The 16,632-nt window shown below is 45.7% G+C and carries 27 protein-coding genes and 1 pseudogene; all 28 read right to left on the bottom strand.

The features are described from left to right. Positions 1 to 58 precede the first annotated feature (58 nt). Positions 59 to 280, bottom strand: a complete 222-nt coding sequence (infA, locus tag OCV59_RS01965; RefSeq protein WP_147592649.1) for a translation initiation factor IF-1 — start codon at positions 278 to 280, stop codon at positions 59 to 61. Positions 281 to 297: 17 nt separating this feature from the next. Then, positions 298 to 1,050: a type I methionyl aminopeptidase gene (gene map / locus OCV59_RS01970; protein WP_147592650.1), complete on the bottom strand. Its 753-nt coding sequence runs from the start codon at positions 1,048 to 1,050 to the stop codon at positions 298 to 300. A gap of 2 nt (positions 1,051 to 1,052) precedes the next feature. Then, complete coding sequence (locus OCV59_RS01975; protein WP_147592651.1) at positions 1,053 to 1,697, bottom strand: adenylate kinase; 645 nt, start codon at positions 1,695 to 1,697, stop codon at positions 1,053 to 1,055. A 52-nt stretch (positions 1,698 to 1,749) separates the two neighbouring features. Then, complete coding sequence (gene secY, locus OCV59_RS01980) at positions 1,750 to 3,027, bottom strand: preprotein translocase subunit SecY (RefSeq protein WP_147592945.1); 1,278 nt, start codon at positions 3,025 to 3,027, stop codon at positions 1,750 to 1,752. A 5-nt stretch (positions 3,028 to 3,032) separates the two neighbouring features. Further along, positions 3,033 to 3,473 carry a 50S ribosomal protein L15 gene (gene rplO, locus OCV59_RS01985; RefSeq protein WP_147592652.1) on the bottom strand — a complete coding sequence of 147 codons (441 nt, stop codon included), beginning with the start codon at positions 3,471 to 3,473 and terminating at the stop codon, positions 3,033 to 3,035. 17 nt (positions 3,474 to 3,490) lie between these two features. Continuing rightward, a complete protein-coding gene (rpmD, locus tag OCV59_RS01990; protein ID WP_147592653.1) occupies positions 3,491 to 3,673 on the bottom strand; it encodes a 50S ribosomal protein L30 in 183 nt (60 codons plus the stop codon). 13 nt (positions 3,674 to 3,686) lie between these two features. Then, a complete protein-coding gene (gene rpsE, locus OCV59_RS01995) occupies positions 3,687 to 4,190 on the bottom strand; it encodes a 30S ribosomal protein S5 (protein ID WP_147592654.1) in 504 nt (167 codons plus the stop codon). A 15-nt stretch (positions 4,191 to 4,205) separates the two neighbouring features. Beyond that, positions 4,206 to 4,571: a 50S ribosomal protein L18 gene (rplR, locus tag OCV59_RS02000; RefSeq protein WP_147592655.1), complete on the bottom strand. Its 366-nt coding sequence runs from the start codon at positions 4,569 to 4,571 to the stop codon at positions 4,206 to 4,208. A gap of 18 nt (positions 4,572 to 4,589) precedes the next feature. Further along, entirely contained in the window at positions 4,590 to 5,135 is a 546-nt protein-coding gene (gene rplF / locus OCV59_RS02005; protein WP_147592656.1) for a 50S ribosomal protein L6, read from the bottom strand. A gap of 12 nt (positions 5,136 to 5,147) precedes the next feature. Next, positions 5,148 to 5,546 carry a 30S ribosomal protein S8 gene (gene rpsH / locus OCV59_RS02010; protein WP_147592657.1) on the bottom strand — a complete coding sequence of 133 codons (399 nt, stop codon included), beginning with the start codon at positions 5,544 to 5,546 and terminating at the stop codon, positions 5,148 to 5,150. Positions 5,547 to 5,668: 122 nt separating this feature from the next. Continuing rightward, on the bottom strand, positions 5,669 to 5,854 hold the full coding sequence (locus OCV59_RS02015) for a type Z 30S ribosomal protein S14 (RefSeq protein ID WP_147592658.1): 186 nt from the start codon (positions 5,852 to 5,854) through the stop codon (positions 5,669 to 5,671). An 85-nt stretch (positions 5,855 to 5,939) separates the two neighbouring features. Next, entirely contained in the window at positions 5,940 to 6,479 is a 540-nt protein-coding gene (gene rplE / locus OCV59_RS02020) for a 50S ribosomal protein L5 (RefSeq protein ID WP_147592659.1), read from the bottom strand. Positions 6,480 to 6,496: 17 nt separating this feature from the next. Then, positions 6,497 to 6,802, bottom strand: coding sequence for a 50S ribosomal protein L24 (gene rplX, locus OCV59_RS02025; protein WP_147592660.1), 306 nt, complete (start codon positions 6,800 to 6,802; stop codon positions 6,497 to 6,499). A gap of 12 nt (positions 6,803 to 6,814) precedes the next feature. Further along, the gene (rplN, locus tag OCV59_RS02030; protein WP_147592661.1) at positions 6,815 to 7,183 is read right to left on the bottom strand and encodes a 50S ribosomal protein L14; all 369 of its coding nucleotides are present in this window, start codon (positions 7,181 to 7,183) and stop codon (positions 6,815 to 6,817) included. Positions 7,184 to 7,197: 14 nt separating this feature from the next. Next, the gene (gene rpsQ / locus OCV59_RS02035; protein WP_147592662.1) at positions 7,198 to 7,458 is read right to left on the bottom strand and encodes a 30S ribosomal protein S17; all 261 of its coding nucleotides are present in this window, start codon (positions 7,456 to 7,458) and stop codon (positions 7,198 to 7,200) included. A gap of 18 nt (positions 7,459 to 7,476) precedes the next feature. After that, positions 7,477 to 7,680, bottom strand: a complete 204-nt coding sequence (rpmC, locus tag OCV59_RS02040) for a 50S ribosomal protein L29 (protein WP_147592663.1) — start codon at positions 7,678 to 7,680, stop codon at positions 7,477 to 7,479. Then, entirely contained in the window at positions 7,680 to 8,114 is a 435-nt protein-coding gene (gene rplP, locus OCV59_RS02045; protein ID WP_147592664.1) for a 50S ribosomal protein L16, read from the bottom strand. The genes rpmC and rplP overlap by 1 nt, the downstream gene beginning before the upstream one ends. Before the next feature lie 277 nt (positions 8,115 to 8,391). Then, positions 8,392 to 9,018: pseudogene (gene rpsC / locus OCV59_RS02050) on the bottom strand (30S ribosomal protein S3); the annotation flags it as partial. 19 nt (positions 9,019 to 9,037) lie between these two features. Continuing rightward, positions 9,038 to 9,370 (bottom strand): 50S ribosomal protein L22, encoded by a 333-nt coding sequence (gene rplV / locus OCV59_RS02055; RefSeq protein ID WP_147592666.1) that lies wholly within the window; start codon positions 9,368 to 9,370, stop codon positions 9,038 to 9,040. 19 nt (positions 9,371 to 9,389) lie between these two features. After that, on the bottom strand, positions 9,390 to 9,662 hold the full coding sequence (gene rpsS / locus OCV59_RS02060; protein ID WP_147592667.1) for a 30S ribosomal protein S19: 273 nt from the start codon (positions 9,660 to 9,662) through the stop codon (positions 9,390 to 9,392). 18 nt (positions 9,663 to 9,680) lie between these two features. Further along, complete coding sequence (rplB, locus tag OCV59_RS02065; RefSeq protein ID WP_147592668.1) at positions 9,681 to 10,514, bottom strand: 50S ribosomal protein L2; 834 nt, start codon at positions 10,512 to 10,514, stop codon at positions 9,681 to 9,683. Positions 10,515 to 10,532: 18 nt separating this feature from the next. Next, a complete protein-coding gene (gene rplW, locus OCV59_RS02070) occupies positions 10,533 to 10,823 on the bottom strand; it encodes a 50S ribosomal protein L23 (RefSeq protein WP_147592669.1) in 291 nt (96 codons plus the stop codon). Next, positions 10,823 to 11,446, bottom strand: coding sequence for a 50S ribosomal protein L4 (gene rplD / locus OCV59_RS02075; protein WP_147592670.1), 624 nt, complete (start codon positions 11,444 to 11,446; stop codon positions 10,823 to 10,825). The genes rplW and rplD overlap by 1 nt, the downstream gene beginning before the upstream one ends. A gap of 25 nt (positions 11,447 to 11,471) precedes the next feature. Beyond that, complete coding sequence (gene rplC / locus OCV59_RS02080) at positions 11,472 to 12,107, bottom strand: 50S ribosomal protein L3 (RefSeq protein WP_147592672.1); 636 nt, start codon at positions 12,105 to 12,107, stop codon at positions 11,472 to 11,474. Between the two features lie 126 nt (positions 12,108 to 12,233). Then, complete coding sequence (rpsJ, locus tag OCV59_RS02085) at positions 12,234 to 12,545, bottom strand: 30S ribosomal protein S10 (protein ID WP_147592674.1); 312 nt, start codon at positions 12,543 to 12,545, stop codon at positions 12,234 to 12,236. A gap of 808 nt (positions 12,546 to 13,353) precedes the next feature. After that, positions 13,354 to 13,770: a GNAT family N-acetyltransferase gene (locus tag OCV59_RS02090; protein WP_147592676.1), complete on the bottom strand. Its 417-nt coding sequence runs from the start codon at positions 13,768 to 13,770 to the stop codon at positions 13,354 to 13,356. Positions 13,771 to 13,800: 30 nt separating this feature from the next. Next, positions 13,801 to 14,727, bottom strand: a complete 927-nt coding sequence (locus OCV59_RS02095) for a PfkB family carbohydrate kinase (protein ID WP_147592678.1) — start codon at positions 14,725 to 14,727, stop codon at positions 13,801 to 13,803. An 82-nt stretch (positions 14,728 to 14,809) separates the two neighbouring features. Next, positions 14,810 to 16,477 (bottom strand): nucleoside kinase, encoded by a 1,668-nt coding sequence (locus OCV59_RS02100; protein WP_262584050.1) that lies wholly within the window; start codon positions 16,475 to 16,477, stop codon positions 14,810 to 14,812. Positions 16,478 to 16,632 lie beyond the last annotated feature (155 nt).

A 16,632-nucleotide genomic window follows, 5' to 3' on the forward strand; every position in this document is an offset into this window, starting at 1 on the left:
TCTGTGACCCGGCACAAAACAGCTGCGGGATTTAGCGCGCAGATTGACGATATGGAATCTACGCTTTGCCTCTCCATGTGATCCTGCCTCTGGTAAGATCATACGGTGATAATTCTACCTTTACCTTATCCCCCGGGATAATTCTGATGTAATTGGTTCTTATTTTACCGGAAACATGCGCCAGCACTTTATGCCCGGTCTCAAGTTCTACTATGAACATTGCGTTAGGCTGTGCTTCTATTACCTTGCCTTCCGCTTCTATGACATCTTTCTTTGCCATTAATCAACACCTCGCTTTTAGTCAGCCAGAGTCAAGAGCTCGGGCTCACCATCAGTTATAACCACAGTATTCTCGTAATGAGCTGATAATTTACCGTCCAGGGTAACTACAGTCCAGTCATTCGAAAGAGTCCTGACATCGTATCCGCCTTCGCAGATCATAGGTTCAATGGCGAAAACCATTCCCTTTGCAAGTCTGGGACCTCTTCCCGCTTTTCCGTAATTAGGGATCTGCGGTTCCTCATGCATCTCCTGTCCGACTCCATGTCCGACGAAGTCTCTTATTACCGAGAAGCCTTCGCTCTCTGCCTTGACCTGTATGGCATGTGATATATCCGACAGTCTGTAGCCTACCTTGCAGAATTCGAGTCCTGCAAAGAAGCTGTCTCTTGTCGCATCCATCAGCTTCTGAGCAATGTCGCTTACCTTTCCTACCGGATAAGTCCTTGCCGCATCGCTCACATACCCTTTGTATGTGGAACCGACGTCCACACTGACGATGTCGCCTTCTTTGAGGATCCTCTTCTTGTCCGGAATACCGTGAACAACTTCTTCATTGATCGATACACAGGCGCTTGCGGGGAATCCGCAGTAGCCTTTGAAAGTAGGGATCATCCCGTTTTTTCTTATGGTGTCTTCAACAAATCTGTTTATGTCAGCGGTAGATATACCGGGCTTGATGAAGTTTTCAAGCTCTTTGAGGATGAACCCTGTCACCTTGCCCGATTCTCTCATTAAATCTACTTCCTGATCTGATTTAATAATGATCATACCTATTCACCTAATACCTCTACAATAGCATTGAATACATTTTCAAGTCCTATCGTTCCGTCAAGGTGAGCGATGTTGCCGGCTTTTTCATAGTAATCTATGAGCGGCTTTGTTTCTTTATTGTATACTTCGATTCTGTTAGCTGCTGTCTCTGCATTGTCATCAGCTCTCTGAATCAGGGCTGCTCCGCATTCGTCACATATGCCTTCTACTTTAGGCGGTATGTTTACGATGTGGAACGATGCGCCGCATGTCTTGCAGACTCTTCTGCCTGTAAGTCTTACCATCAGTTCGTCTTTATCTACATCGATATCGAGAACGTGATCGACTTTCTTGCCCTGTGCTGCCAGGAACTCATCCAGTTTTTCTGCCTGGAAAACAGTTCTAGGGAATCCGTCAAGAAGGAATCCGTTCTTGCAGTCATCAGCCTTGAGTCTGTCTGTTGCTATCTCTACAACCAGTTCATCTGGAACCAGTTCACCCTTGTTCATATACTCCTGTGCTTTTTTACCAAGCTCAGTGCCTTCTTTGATGTTGGCTCTGAAAATGTCGCCAGTCGAAATATGAGGGATATCGTATTTTTCTATTATTTTAGCAGCCTGAGTGCCCTTTCCTGCTCCCGGAGGGCCCAGTAATATTAAATTCATAGCTTAACCTCCTTAAGGTTCGTGCTTTTTGCTTTGCGAAACCGGTTCTCCTTTATTTAAGGAAGCCCTGATAATTTCTCATTACCATCTGCTGTTCCAGCTGTTTCATCGTATCAAGCGCCACACCTACCGCGATCAGAAGTGATGTTCCGCCAAAGTGGAAGTTGAGACCTCCGAGCTGGCTCACTACTGTAGGCAGTATCGCAACGGCTGCCAGGAACAGTGCTCCTACAAAGGTAATTCTTGTCATAACTCTGTTTAGATATTCAATAGTAGCCTTTCCAGGTCTGATGCCAGGGATAAATCCTCCGTTTGCCTTCATATTCTGTGCAACTTCCACAGGATTGAAAGTTACTGATGTATAGAAGTAAGTGAAGAATATTATCAGCACTATATTGAATGCTGCATATACCCATACGCCCGGCGTTCCAGTAGGCGAAAGCCATTTTTCTATCCAGGCAGCGGCACTGCTTTGATTATCCATAAAGTACGTTATGGTCAGCGGGAACTGCAGGAATGACATTGCGAATATTACAGGGATAACTCCTGCCTGATTCACCTTGAGTGGAATATGTGTAGCCTGACCGCCGTACATCTTCCTTCCGACAACTCTCTTCGCATACTGCACAGGAATCCTTCTCTGGCCCTGCTGCACTTCTATGATACCTACTATTACGAGTACACAGAAGATCAGGAAAATAATCAGTGTAACTATACTCATGCTGCCGTCCTGGAGTTTCGTCCAAATCTCCTGAACTGCGGATGGCAGTCGGGATACTATTCCCGCGAAGATTATGAGCGAAATACCATTTCCGATACCATATTCGTTGATCTGTTCGCCCAGCCACATCAGGAATGCCGTTCCTGCTGTGAGTACCAGTACGATGACAGCTACATCAAAGAAAGATGTGCTGATAAGCGCCTGTCTGAAAAGACCGACAGATACGCCTATCGCCTGTATTATCGCAAGTATTACTGTCATATATCTGGTATACTGTGCGATCTTCTTTCTTCCCTCAGTTCCTTCCTTCGCCAGTCTTTCAAGTGAAGGTACCGCGATCGTCAGGAGCTGGAGTATGATCGATGCCGTGATGTACGGTGTGATACTCAGTGCGAATATAGTAAAGTTACTGAACGCGCCTCCGGAGAACAGATTGAACAGAGCAAAAAGTCCTGTTCCGCTGTCAAATGTCTGTGCCAGAATGTCTCTGTCGATTCCCGGTACGGGGATCTGAGATCCGATTCTGAAAATCAGGAGCATAACAAGCGTAAAGATGATTTTTTTCCTGATATCAGGAATGTTCCAAGCTTTTGCAACTGTTCTGATCATCTCCATTAGATCACCTCTGCCTTTCCTCCGGCAGCTTCGATTTTTTCTACTGCAGTCTTGCTGAACTTATGAGCTTTAACTGTGATGTTTTTCTCAAGAGTTCCGTTACCTAAGATCTTGATTCCGTCTTTTACCTGCTTTACAACACCAGCTTCCTTGAGCAGCTCAGGAGTTACCTCTGTACCTGCTTCGAATCTGTTGAGGTCAGCAACGTTGAGTACGGTATATTCTGTTCCCCAGATATTAGTGAATCCTCTCTTAGGGATTCGTCTGTACAGCGGCATCTGTCCGCCTTCAAATCCCGGTCTTATTTTGCCGCCGCTTCTGGACTTCTGTCCGTTCATACCTCTGCCGGCAGTAGTACCCTGTCCGCTGGCTGTACCGCGACCTTTTCTCTTAGGTGCCTTAGTTGCACCCGGAACAGCTCTTAATTCGTGAAGTTTCATCTTTCGCACCTCCTATCCTATAGTTCTTCTACAGTCAAAAGATGCGATACCTTGTTTACCGCTCCTCTTGTTACCGGAGAGTCAACAAGTTCAACTGATTGGTGCATCTTCTTGAGTCCTAACGCTTCTACAACCTTTTTCTGTTTAGGGGAAGCGCCAATAACACTTTTTGTCAATGTGACTTTTATCATCTTTGCCATTGTTTCTTCCTCCTTATCCTAAGATTTCTTCCTTCGTCTTCCCTCTTTTTCTTGCAACTTCTTCTACAGTTGTAAGGTTCCTGAGACCTTCGATAGTTGCGTACGCCATGTTACCAGTGTTGTTCGATCCGATGGACTTAGCTCTGATATCCTTGATACCTGCAGCTTCCAGTACAGTACGAACTGATGAACCGGCGATAACTCCAGTACCCTGTGCAGCCGGCATAAGAAGAACTCTTCCTGCGCCGAACACGCCCAGATTTCTGTGAGGGATCGTTGTTCCTACAGTCGGAACAGTTATTATATTTTTCTTAGCATCTTCTGTAGCTTTTCTTACAGCTTCAGGAATTTCCTGAGCCTTGCCGAGGCCGACACCTACATGTCCATCCCCGTCACCGACAACTACTGTAACACTGAATCTCATGTTTCTTCCGCCCTTAACGGTCTTGGCAACACGTCTAATGCTTACAATAGTTTCGTTTAAGTCAAGCTTTGATACATCTATAGTATTACGCATTCAACTTACCTCCTGTTAGAATTTCAAACCTGCTTCACGAGCGCCGTCAGCAAGTTCCTTAACTCTTCCGTGATAAAGGAATCCGCCTCTGTCAAAGGTAACTTCTTCGATACCTTTTGCAAGTGCTCTCTTAGCAATAGCTTCTCCCACTGCCTTGGCAGCTTCTTTGTTACCGCCATATGCGATCTGTGACTTTAATTCCTTGTCTACAGTCGAAGCTGAAGCAAGTGTAACTCCGTTTACATCGTCGATAACCTGAACGGAAATATTCTTACTACTTCTGAAAACGCAAAGTCTAGGCTTCTCAGGAGTTCCATAAACGTTTTTTCTAATTCTCTGATGTCTGGCGACACGCTTATCATTTCTGCTTTCTTTAGCCATTTTATTTTACTCCTTTCTTTATGATGAAGCCCCGGTCTTACCTTCTTTTCTGCGGATATATTCACCTTCGTATCTGATACCCTTAGCCTTGTAAGGTTCAGGTATTCTCCACGATCTGATATTCGCAGCATAATTGCCGACCAATGCCTTGTCTATACCTTTAACAACAACTGTTGTAGCGTCAGGTGTCTCTGTAGTTATTCCATCCGGATCTTCCATCTCTACAGGATGTGAATATCCGAGGTTCATAACCAGCTTGCTGCCTTTTTTCTCTGCCTTGTAACCAACGCCTACCAGCTGAAGCTTCTTTTCGTAACCTTCAGTAACACCGACAACCATGTTGTTTATAAGTGTTCTTGCGAGACCGTGCTGTGCTCTCTTTGCAGCATCGTCACCATCTCTCGATACAGTTACCACGTTGTCTTTTACTTCTATATTTAATAAGCTGCTGAGCTTTTCCTGCAATTCGCCTTTAGGGCCTTTTACTGTTACGACGTTCTTGTCGCCAACTTTGACCTCAACACCGGCAGGAAGAGCGATCGGTTTTTTACCTATTCTTGACATTTTTATATCCTCCTACCATACATAACAAATTACTTCGCCGCCGATTCCGAGCTTTCTTGCTTCCTTGTCGCTGATTACTCCCTTTGATGTGGAGATAACTGCGATTCCCAGTCCGCCTAAAACTCTTGGAATTTCATTAGCCTTAGCATATGACTTGAGACCCGGCTTTGAAATCTTTCTGATTCCGCTTATTACTCTTTCTTTATCAGGACCATACTTCATAGTAACTGTGATAACGCCCTGCTTGTTGTCATCTGTTACTTTGAAATCTTCGATATAGCCCTCTTCCTTAAGGATCCCTGCGATCGATTTTTTCATCTTTGAAGCAGGGATATCAACTGTCTTATGACCTGCAGTATTTGCATTTCTGATTCTTGTCAGCATATCTGCAATAGGATCTGTCATTGTCATTGTGTCTTGTTCTCCTTCCTCCATTAGTTCGGCTTGCACCCGAAGCTTTCGCATGAATGCAGTCCCGCTTGATGGATAGTAGTTTTAACTTGATTTATATATCACGCACTAGATGGTATATCCTACCATGAAGCTTTCTTTACGCCAGGGATTTCACCTTTGTAAGCAAGCTCTCTGAAGCAGATACGGCAAATTCCATACTTTCTCAGTACTGAATGAGGTCTTCCGCATATTCTGCATCTTGTATATGCACGTGTAGAAAACTTAGGTTTTCTCTGCTGCTTCACTTTTAATGAAGTTTTTGCCATTTCTTCCTCCTTTATAATTTCGAGTGTGGCTCAGCAGATCTCCTTGAAATCTGCCGGCTCAGACACTGCTGTAAATTATAATTTCTTATTTCTCAAACGGCAGACCAAGTCCTGCGAGCAGTGCTGCTGCTTCTTCGTCAGTGTTAGCCGTTGTAGTGAATACGATGTTCATGCCCTTGATCGTGTCAACCTTGTCGTAGTTGATTTCAGGGAATATGAGCTGTTCCTTGATACCCATCGAGTAGTTTCCTCTACCGTCAAACGAGTTCTTGCTCACGCCCTTGAAGTCTCTTACTCTCGGAAGAGCGATGTTGAAAAGCTTATCGATAAATTCGTACATGTTATCGCCTCTTAAAGTTACCTTGGCTCCAACAGGCATGCCCTGTCTAACTTTGAAGTTTGCGATTGATTTTCTTGCTCTTGTAACGACAGGTCTCTGTCCAGCGATCAGGCCGATTTCCTCAACTGCGCTTTCCAGTATCTTAGCGTTTTCCTTTGCTTCGCCAAGTCCCATGTTGATAGTGACCTTTTCAAGCTTAGGTACCTGCATCACATTGTCATATTTGAACTGTTCCATCAGTGCAGGGAACACGTCTTTTTTATAAGATTCTCTTAATCTTGCCAAAACCGTCTCCTCCTTTCCTAGTCTATTACGGCGCCGGTCTTCTTAGCTACTCTGACCTTCTTGCCGTCTTCTACTTTGTAACCGATTCTGCTCGGCTGTTTTGCCTTTGTGTCATAGTACATAACGTTAGAAACATCGATAGGACCTTCCTGATGCTTGATCTCAGCAGCTTCCTTCTGAGTCTGCTTCTGATGTTTTGTCTGAACGTTAACACCTTCTACTATAACTCTGCCCTTCTTAGGGAAAGCCTTTAATACTTTTCCGGTTTTTCCTTTGTCTTTTCCGGCAAGTACTATTACTGTGTCATCTTTCTTAATTCGCATCTCGTACACCTCCTATAATACTTCCGGTGCCAGGGACACTATCTTCATGAATCCCTTATCTCTCAGTTCTCTTGCTACAGGTCCGAAGATACGGGTTCCAACCGGTTGTAAATCATCCTTAATAACTACTGCTGCATTCTGGTCAAACTTTACATAGCTGCCGTCTGCTCTTCTGGCACCATGCTTCGTTCTTACAACAACGGCTCTGACTACATCACCTTTTTTTACTACTCCGCCAGGCGCTGCATCTTTTACCGCACAAACGATAACATCGCCGATGTTTGCATACTGACGGCTTGTGCCTCCCAGTATACGTATGCATAAAAGTTCTTTAGCTCCGGAGTTGTCAGCAACCTTTAATCTTGTTTCAGTCTGAATCATTGTTAGGCGCCTCCTTACTTAACTTTCTCAACAACATTCACAAGTCTCCATCTCTTGTCTTTTGAGAGAGGTCTTGTTTCCATAATTCTAACTTTATCGCCGATCTGGCATTCATTGTTTTCGTCGTGAGCCTTGATCTTCTTAGTTCTCTTTACAGCCTTTCCGTAAAGGGAATGTCTTACGAAGTCTTCAACTGCTACGACAATTGTCTTATCCATTTTGTCGCTTACAACTATGCCGACTCTTGTCTTTCTTCTGTTTCTTTCAACTGCCATAATACATCCTCCTTTCCGTTAGCCTTGAACCTTTGCGAGTTCTTTTTCTCTTATAATGGTTTTAACCCTTGCGATATCTCTCTTTGTCTCACGCATCTTTATAGGGTTTTCAAGCTGTCCTGTAACGTGCTGGAATCTGAGGTTGAAAAGATCTTTTTTCATCTTCAGTAATTCCGCATTCAGTTCTGCTTCTGACATTTCTCTCATTTTCTTTAATTCCATTATGCTTCACCACCCTTTTCTGCGATCTTTTCACTGATGGCAAATTTACACTTGACTGGCAATTTGTGAGCCGCAAGTCTCATCGCTTCTCTTGCCTGGGCTTCTGTAACACCTTCTATCTCAAACATTACTCTGCCCGGTTTTACTACTGCTACCCAGTACTCAGGAGCACCTTTACCGGAACCCATTCGTACTTCAGCAGGTTTCTTAGTTACCGGCTTGTGAGGGAAGATTTTGATATAAACCTTACCACCTCTCTTAACAGATCTGGTCATAGCTATTCTGGCTGCTTCAATCTGGTTTGAAGTTATCCATCCACATTCTGTTGCAGTAAGACCATAATCACCGTATGTCACAGTGTTGCCTTTTGTAGCCTTACCTTTCATTCTGCCTCTGTGGACTCTTCTGCGTTTAACGCGCTTTGGCATTAACATGACGCTGTCCTCCTTTCACTATCGTCTATTCTTCAGCTGCTGCTTCAGCAGGTGCTTCTGCAGTAGTCTGTGCTTCTTCAACTTGTGCTTCCTGAACAGGTTCTGCCTTAGGCTTTCTCACTCTCTGGTTTACTGCCTTAGGTATTTCGTTCCTGTCTCTTCTGTCGTCTCTTCTCGGTCTTCTGTCTCCGTCTCTTCTCGGTCTTCTGTCACCCTTCTTCTTGCCGTCTCTTCTGCCTTCCTTTTCTTCAGGAACAGGGTTCTTGAGACCTTTGTCGAGGATCTCGCCATGGTTTATCCAGACTTTAACGCCCAGTTTGCCGTAAGTCGTATCAGCTTCTGCGAATCCATAGTCGATATCAGCTCTGAGTGTGTGAAGAGGTACGTTACCTTCGCTGTACTTTTCTGATCTTGCGATTTCAGCTCCGCCGAGTCTTCCTGATGCAAGCACCTTGATACCCTTTGCGCCGGCTTTCATCGTTCTGCCGATAGCCTGTTTCATAGCTCTTCTGAATGAAACTCTTCTTTCGAGAGCCTGTGCGATGCTTTCAGCTGTGAGCTGTGCGTCAAGTTCTGCTCTTCTTACTTCTTTGATATCTATGATGATCGTCTTGCCAGTCATCTTTTCGAGTTCTGCCTTGAGCTCGTCGATTCCTGTTCCTGATCTGCCGATAACCATACCAGGCTTAGCTGTCAGTACGATCACTTTAAGCTTGTTCTCTGCTGCTCTTTCAAGTAAAACCTTGGAAACTCCTGCAGAATACAGCTTTTTCTTTACAAATTCTCTCACCTTGTTGTCTTCTACGAGATAGTCAGCGAATTTGTTTTTATCTGCATACCATTTTGAATCCCAATCTTTTATTACGCCTACTCTCAGTCCATGAGGACTTACTTTCTGACCCATCTAATGAAACCTCCTATCCTTAATTCTTTTCCTTCAGAGTAACGCCCACATGGCTGCTTCTCTTTAAGATTATCGATGCTCTACCCTGTGATCCAGCTCTCCATCTTTTCATAGTCGGTCCCTGGTTAGCGTAAACTTCAGCGACATAAAGATTGTCAGTATTCATCTCTTTTACGTCTGCATTGGCAGCAGCAGACTTAACAACCTTTTCTACTATTTCTGCTCCCTTGCCAGGAGTGAACTTTAAAATGTTCAATGCCTCGTTTAAATCTTTACCTCTTACCAGATCAGTAACTGGCTTAAGTTTGATAGGAGACATTCTTACATATTTTGCAATTGCTTTTGCTTCCATTTTTAATTATCTCCCTTTCTTAGTTTGTCTTCTTGTCAGCTGCGTGACCTCTGTAGGTTCTCGTAGGAGCAAATTCTCCCAGTCTGTGACCTACCATGTCTTCTGTAATATATACAGGAACATGTTTTCTTCCATCGTGCACTGCGATAGTGTGTCCCACCATCTGCGGGAATATTGTTGATGGTCTTGACCATGTTTTGATTACTTTCTTTTCGTTAGCCGCGTTCATCTCTTCGATGGCTTTGAGCAGCTTAGCGTTTACGAAAGGACCCTTTTTAAGTGATCTGCCCATTATTTCTGCTCCTTCCTTTTATTTTTCTTTTCTACCCTTTACGATATATTTGTTAGAATCTTTCTTTTTCTTTCTTGTCTTATATCCAAGTGCAGGTTTACCCCAAGGTGTAACAGGGCTGACTCTACCGATTCCTGCCTTACCTTCACCACCGCCGTGAGGGTGATCGTTAGGGTTCATTACGGAACCTCTTACTGTAGGTCTGATACCCATGTGTCTCTTTCTTCCTGCTTTACCGATCTGGATGTTCTGGTGATCGATGTTTCCAACTTCTCCGATCGTAGCTCTGCACTCGATCCTTACTTTTCTAACTTCTCCGGACGGCAGTCTCACCTGTGCGAAGTTTCCTTCCTTAGCCATGAGCTGTGCGCCGTTTCCTGCGGATCTTACCATCTGTCCGCCTTTTCCAGGCTTGAGTTCCACGTTGTGGATAACAGTACCTACAGGAATGTTTGCAAGCGGAAGTGCGTTTCCGATCTTGATATCAGCATCTGCGCCTGACTCGATAACTGTTCCTACAGTCAGTTTGTTAGGTGCGATGATGTATCTCTTTTCACCGTCTGCGTAGTTTATCAGAGCGATGTTTGCCGATCTGTTAGGGTCGTATTCAATAGTGGCAACCGTACCAGGTATGCCGTCTTTGTTTCTCTTAAAGTCGATTATTCTGTACTTAGGTCTGTATCCGCCGCCTCTGTGTCTTACAGTGATCTTACCTCTTACATTTCTTCCGGCATGCTTTTTGAGAGTCACTGTAAGCGATTTTTCCGGTGTCGTGCAAGTGATTTCCTCGAAAGTGGAAACCGTCATTCCTCTTAAACCAGGAGTGGTCGGATTATATTTCTTGATTCCCATTTATATCTACCTCCTGTATTACAGACTCTGGAAGAATTCGATTTCCTTACTGCTGTCTGTAAGGGTTACGATTGCCTTCTTGCTAGCGGCAGTCATACCAACGTATCTTCCCATTCTCTTTTCTTTTCCTACAACGTTCATGATGTTTACTTTTGCAACTTCCACACCGAAGATCTCTTCAACTGCTTTCTTCACTTCTGTCTTGTTTGCATCTGTTGCAACCTTGAATGTGTATTTCTTAACCTGTGCGTCTTCCATACTCTTTTCTGAAATAACAGGCTTGATTATTACATCGTAAGGCGTTTTCATTATGAGTACACCTCCTCAATCTTCTTCACAGCTTCTTTCGTTACGATGAAGTTTGTATGATTGATGATGTCATATACGTTCATTGTCGTAACCAGAGCTGTTCTTACTCCCGGGATGTTGGCTGCGGATCTTACAGTGTTTTCATCCTTCTCAGCCATTACTATAAGTGCTTTCTTTTCAGCTTTGATGTTTTCAAGCATCTTTACCATTTCTTTTGTCTTAGGCTGCTCGAACTTGATCTCGTCGATAACGATCAGTTCTTTTTCTGCAGCTTTTGAAGAAAGCGCTGACAGCATTGCCAGTCTTCTGAGCTTCTTAGGTAATGTGTATCTGTAGCTCCTTGGCTTCGGTGCGAATACCACACCTCCTCCTACCTGTGAAGGGTCCGTTGAGCTTCCCTGTCTGTGGCGGCCTGTTCCCTTCTGTCTGAAAGGTTTTCTGCCTCCTCCTCTGACTTCAGCTCTGGTCTTTGCAGACTGTGTTCCCTGTCTTCTGTTAGCTAAAATGTTTTTTATCACTGCATGCACTGCATTCTGGTTTGGCTCGATACCGAATATCTCATCTTTTAATTCGAGTTCTCCGGCTTCCTGGCCTGCCATGTTAAGCATTGTCACTTTTGACATTTTACTTCCTCCTTCCTGAAGTCATCTATTTGTCCTGACCCTTTACTGCATACTGGATGCGAACGAGTCCGCCTTTATTTCCCGGAACTGCACCCTTTATCAGCATAAGGTTCTTCTCTTCTATAACTTTTACCAGTTCAACGTTCTGAACAGTAACTGTCTCACGGCCCATTCTTCCCGGACCTGCGTTACCCTTGAAGACTCTTGAAGGGTAAGTACCTGCAGCGAGCGCGCCTGCGAGTCTCTTGTGCTTTGAACCGTGGCTCATAGGTCCTCTGTGGTGTCCGTGTCTCTTGATGTTACCCTGAGTACCTTTACCCTTTGAAGTGCCTGTCACGTCCAGCTTCTTGCCTACTTCGAAGTCTGCAACTGTGATCTGCTGTCCGACTTCATAAGTTTCACCCTCTTCAGGTCTGAACTCTGCCAGATGCTTCTTAGGTGCCACTCCGCCTTTTTCGAAATGTCCAGTCATCGGCTTGTTCACTCTCTGAGGCTTTGCATCTTCAAAACCGAACTGCACTGCGTCATATCCGTCAGTTTCAACAGTTTTGATCTGTGTAACCGTCATAGGACCTGCTTCAACAACTGTTACAGGTACTACCGCGCCATGCTCAGTAAAGATCTGCGTCATGCCCATCTTTTTGCCTAAAATTGTTTTCATGGTTTATTCTTCCTCCTTCTTGTCCGCATCGCCTTCCCAGGCGACCGGCACAATGTTTCTTACAGCGGACCGCTCTGCGGTCATACTAAGGGAGTTCCCTTCGCTTTTGATTTTGCCGCTCTTCTGTTAGAGCTTGATCTCGATGTCGACACCTGACGGCAGATCCAGCTTAGTGAGTGCATCTGTAGTCTTTGCTGTCGCACTTGTGATGTCGATCAGTCTCTTGTGAGTTCTCTGTTCGAACTGTTCTCTTGAATCCTTGTACTTATGGACCGCTCTCAGGATCGTAACTACTTCCTTCTCTGTAGGAAGCGGGATAGGACCTGAAACTTCGGCACCTGTCTTCTTTGCAGTCTCAACGATCTTTGCTGCCGACTGATCAAGAAGCGCGTGATCATAAGCCTTAAGCTTGATTCTGATTTTCTGTAATTCGCTCATTTCTTTCCTCCTAAATTTTTTGTACTGTTTTCGCTATGCTCGTACAAGGGGTTCTTTAAGCTTGATTTTTCTGCTTCCGAACCGCACTCAAAACCGCAAGTTCCGGCGGTTCGCAGAGCGTGTACAGTGGTTTCGCCTGCGTCGTACACGGTTTCGTGTGTTTCCTATGTTTTACACAAAACAAAAAATCAGCGAATCCCTCCGCCCCCATCTTCGTGGGGACAATTCTCAGTGGAAATTCTCCTATAGCAAGGTAACTTCCCACCTCATCGCCTTACACAAGCCTTTGTAGTATATAACATTATCCTGATTTATGCAATAGTTTTCAGGAAAGTTTTTTGTGTTTTTTTGCTATGCAAAATCTTGTATTTTCAACGCTTATAAGTCACGCATCTCGTACACGTCATACCGTGTTTCTTTTTCGTCCGGACAAAGTTTTCAGGCCGTTTTCAAACAGAAATTATTTTTTTAAAAAAATTTTTTGCACAGCCTTATTTTGTCGTTCCAGCTCCTGCTTTATCAAACCCGTAGACCTGTTTAAAGCATTGTCCGGAGATGCGTTTTCACCGGGATACCGCACGCTGTATCTGCGGATCGAACAGGAAACCACAGCCGGCCGCCGCCCTCTCACAGCGCAAAAACGGGACGCTGCACCGGCAAAACACGTTTGCCGGCACATCCGTCCCGTAACCGTTCATATAAATCAGCATCTGTCGAAATCATACCGCCGTGTCATCATGTCTGCACAGCGCCGTACCAGCCGAGCTAAAGATCGACAGTCATGAAACCACAAAGCTTTCGACATGGATCACCCGTTTATCCACCGGACCATTCCCGCTCCCATGCTGTCGTTAGGGCGCGTCACAAATCCGAACTTTTCATAAAACGGCTCATTCCCCTTCGTCGCCATAAGGTTTATCAGTATACATCTGCCGTCAGACGCGAGGTCCTCAAACCAGCCGCTTATCGCCTTCAGCATCTCAGCGCCTATGCCTCTCCCCTGATATTCAGGTCGCACCATCACGTCAGCGATAAGATGCATGTATCCGCCGTCGCCAACGACTCTCGCAGACGCCACCGCCTTTTCACCATCGTAAGCCGCTATCAGGAACTCTGATCTGTCGAGGCCTTTCTGAGCCTGCTCCTCCCTCAGCACTTTCCATCCTACCGACTCTCTGATCGAATTGTATTCCTTTACAGGTATTTCATGTCCGTACGTTATCATTTGCAAATCTCCTCACCGCTGCTGCGCAGATCAGTCCTCCACAGCTTTAAGACCAAGCTCGGACAGGAACGCCGCCGCTTTTGCCATTGCCTCCTTAGCAACAGTCTCCATATCCTTCCCTTCTATCGTACCTGCTATCACTGCTGCCGATACCACATCTCCCGCTCCCGAAGTGCTCCCGAACGGGAACAGTTTTTCCGGTCTGAGTATCCCTTCAGACTCGCCTTCTCTGTAATACATGCCGCCGCCTTTGATAGTTATCACGCATCTGTCTATACCTGATTCTTCAAAGAACAGACCCGCCTCCCGCAACTGTTCTTCACCGAGAACAGTCTTTCCGGTCATGGCCTCGGCTTCCATCCTGCCCGGCAGCACGCAATGGAAATGCTCCAGTATATCTGCCGCTTTATATCCGCCTGAAACGCTCGCCGGATCGAAGAAGATCTTGACATTGTCACGCGGACCGTATTCTCCGGCTATGTATTCTATCGTCTCCTGAGGTATGCTTCCGTCTACAACTATATAATCAGCTCTATCCAGTATATCCGCTTTTGATCGTACGAAGTCCGGTGTTATTTTTTTCACCGCCTCCAGATTCTTATTGAACATCACGATCTCACCCAGCACATTCAGAAAATGCACGTCTACAGCAGTGCTTCCCGGCATCGCATCGACGCCTCCGCGCTTTACACCTGCATCATCCAGGCCCGCCTTCACTGCCGCTCCCAGCGTATCATCACCTACCACAGAAATGAACTCCGTCTCATATCCGAGCGCCGCGAGCTGCTTTGCGATATTCACTCCACAGCCGCTGTCTTTTACAGCGATCTCATCATCCTTGATATCCGCTTCAGTCTTCGGCTCTTCTATGCCCATGAGCGCTCTTTCGCCCTCGTCCATAGGCATACTCATCTTTACATTGACAGTTTCTTTTGCACAACCTATTACTGCAATCATTGTTAACTCCTTTTTTACTGATTTACCAAAACTTCCGGCAGGCAGACGCTCTGCATTCCGCACATCTGCCCTCACGGCAAAGCTACTCTACGAATACACTTCCTCCGATGAACTCTCTTATTATAGAGTTGTTCGGTATCACCTTGTCATCCTCTATGCTGTCAAAGAACCTGATAAATTTCAGCAGGCGCACTGCCTCGGCATATTCCGAGCTGTGCTCATCCACTTCTTCCAGAATAGGTTCTACGTACTTTCTCAGTACAGAAAGCTCATATGTGAGCGCCGAATTGAACATCACATCTGCCCTGTCATTGTAAGGGAATATGTTCCGATCCTCTCCCGCTCTCACCTTCGGCCACAGCGCGATTGTCTCCGCAGCAGAGCTCCCGCGGAATTCATAATCCCTCACGATACGTCTTATCATCCTGGCATCCGTAGTCGTCACTCTGTTGTGCCTGTCGATGTTGAGCTGCGTGAACGGGCTTATATATATGCGGAATTTCTGGCTTTCGTCGATCCTCTCGGTCAGCCGTTCATTCAGACCGTGTATGCCCTCTATGATTATAGGCTGATCAGGCTGGAGCGTCGTTATCCTCTTGCCGAAGACCTTCTGTCCCTTTGTAAAGTCGAACTCCGGCAGATCCACAGCCTCTCCCGCCAGGAGTCTGTTCATATTATCGTTGAAAAGATCGATATCCAGCGCCTCGAGATTCTCGAAATTATAATTTCCGTCCTCGTCCACCGGAGAGTCACATCTTTCTTTGTAGTAGTCATCCAGTCCCATGTAAAGAGGCTGCAGACCGTTTACCATCAGCTGCACGCACAGGCGTTTCGCAAACGTCGTCTTGCCCGATGAAGACGGCCCCGCGATCAGTATCAGTCGTTTGTTACGTCTGGTGATGCAGTCCGCGATCTCGGCGACCTTCTTTTCATGCAAAGCTTCAGAAAGCAGTATGAACTTCTTGGCGTCGCCTGCACGTATCTTGTCGTTCAGATCCGGCAGATATGACACGCCAAGCAGTCTGTGCCACTCTTTCTCCTCTTCAAAAGCCGCATATATCTGTTTGTCATCTATGTATCCCGGCAGACGATCCGGAGCCGACGGCTGAGGAAATCTCAGAAGCACTCCGTCTCTGTATTTCATCAGCTGGAAACGCCCGATATATCCCGTAGACGGAGCCATCAGGCCATAGAAAAAATTCCTGTATCCGTCTATGCTGTAAAACTTGGCGTTCACGATACTTTTAGTTTCCTCCAGCAGTCTGGCTTTTTCCATGCAGTTGTACTCTTCCCATATGCCGACCGCCTCATCGCGCCTATAGACTTCTCGCACGATAGGGATATCCTCTTCAGCGATCTCCTTCATGCGGTATTCCACCGCACGCAGCTGTTCATCGTTCAGAGGGGTCTCTGCCTCGATCTCCGTGTAAAGGCTCTTGTTGAGCGAGTTTTCTATCTTTACAGCAGCATTGTTTCCCATGACGTCATGCACCGCCTTGAGATATATGAGACAAAGACTGTTCTGATACGCGATGAACGCGCTGTGATCTCTTATATCAAGAAAAGTTATATCTGCATCGTCAGTTATTTCATAAGTCAGTTCTTCATACTTTCCGTTGACCAGCGCCAGCATCACCGTAGCCGACAGTTCATTCCTGAATTCACCTGCCAGCTCTCTCAGCGCAAATGGCTCTTCTCTCGTGAGTTCCCGGAAACTGTCCCCGGGATTTATGCGTAACCTTATTTTCATATATGTTACCCTTTCTCTTGTTTTTTCATATGGATGAAATATATTCAGTATATCATATGCACAGAGTAAAAACCACATGCGGTTCAGTATTGCCGCCACAGACTGCACACAGGAGCTCCACTGCCGTATCCGGCACCAGGCAAAGCCGGGCGGGC

The organism is Brotomerdimonas butyrica, assembly GCF_025567305.1.
Lineage (GTDB): Bacteria > Bacillota > Clostridia > Peptostreptococcales > Anaerovoracaceae > Lentihominibacter > Lentihominibacter butyricus.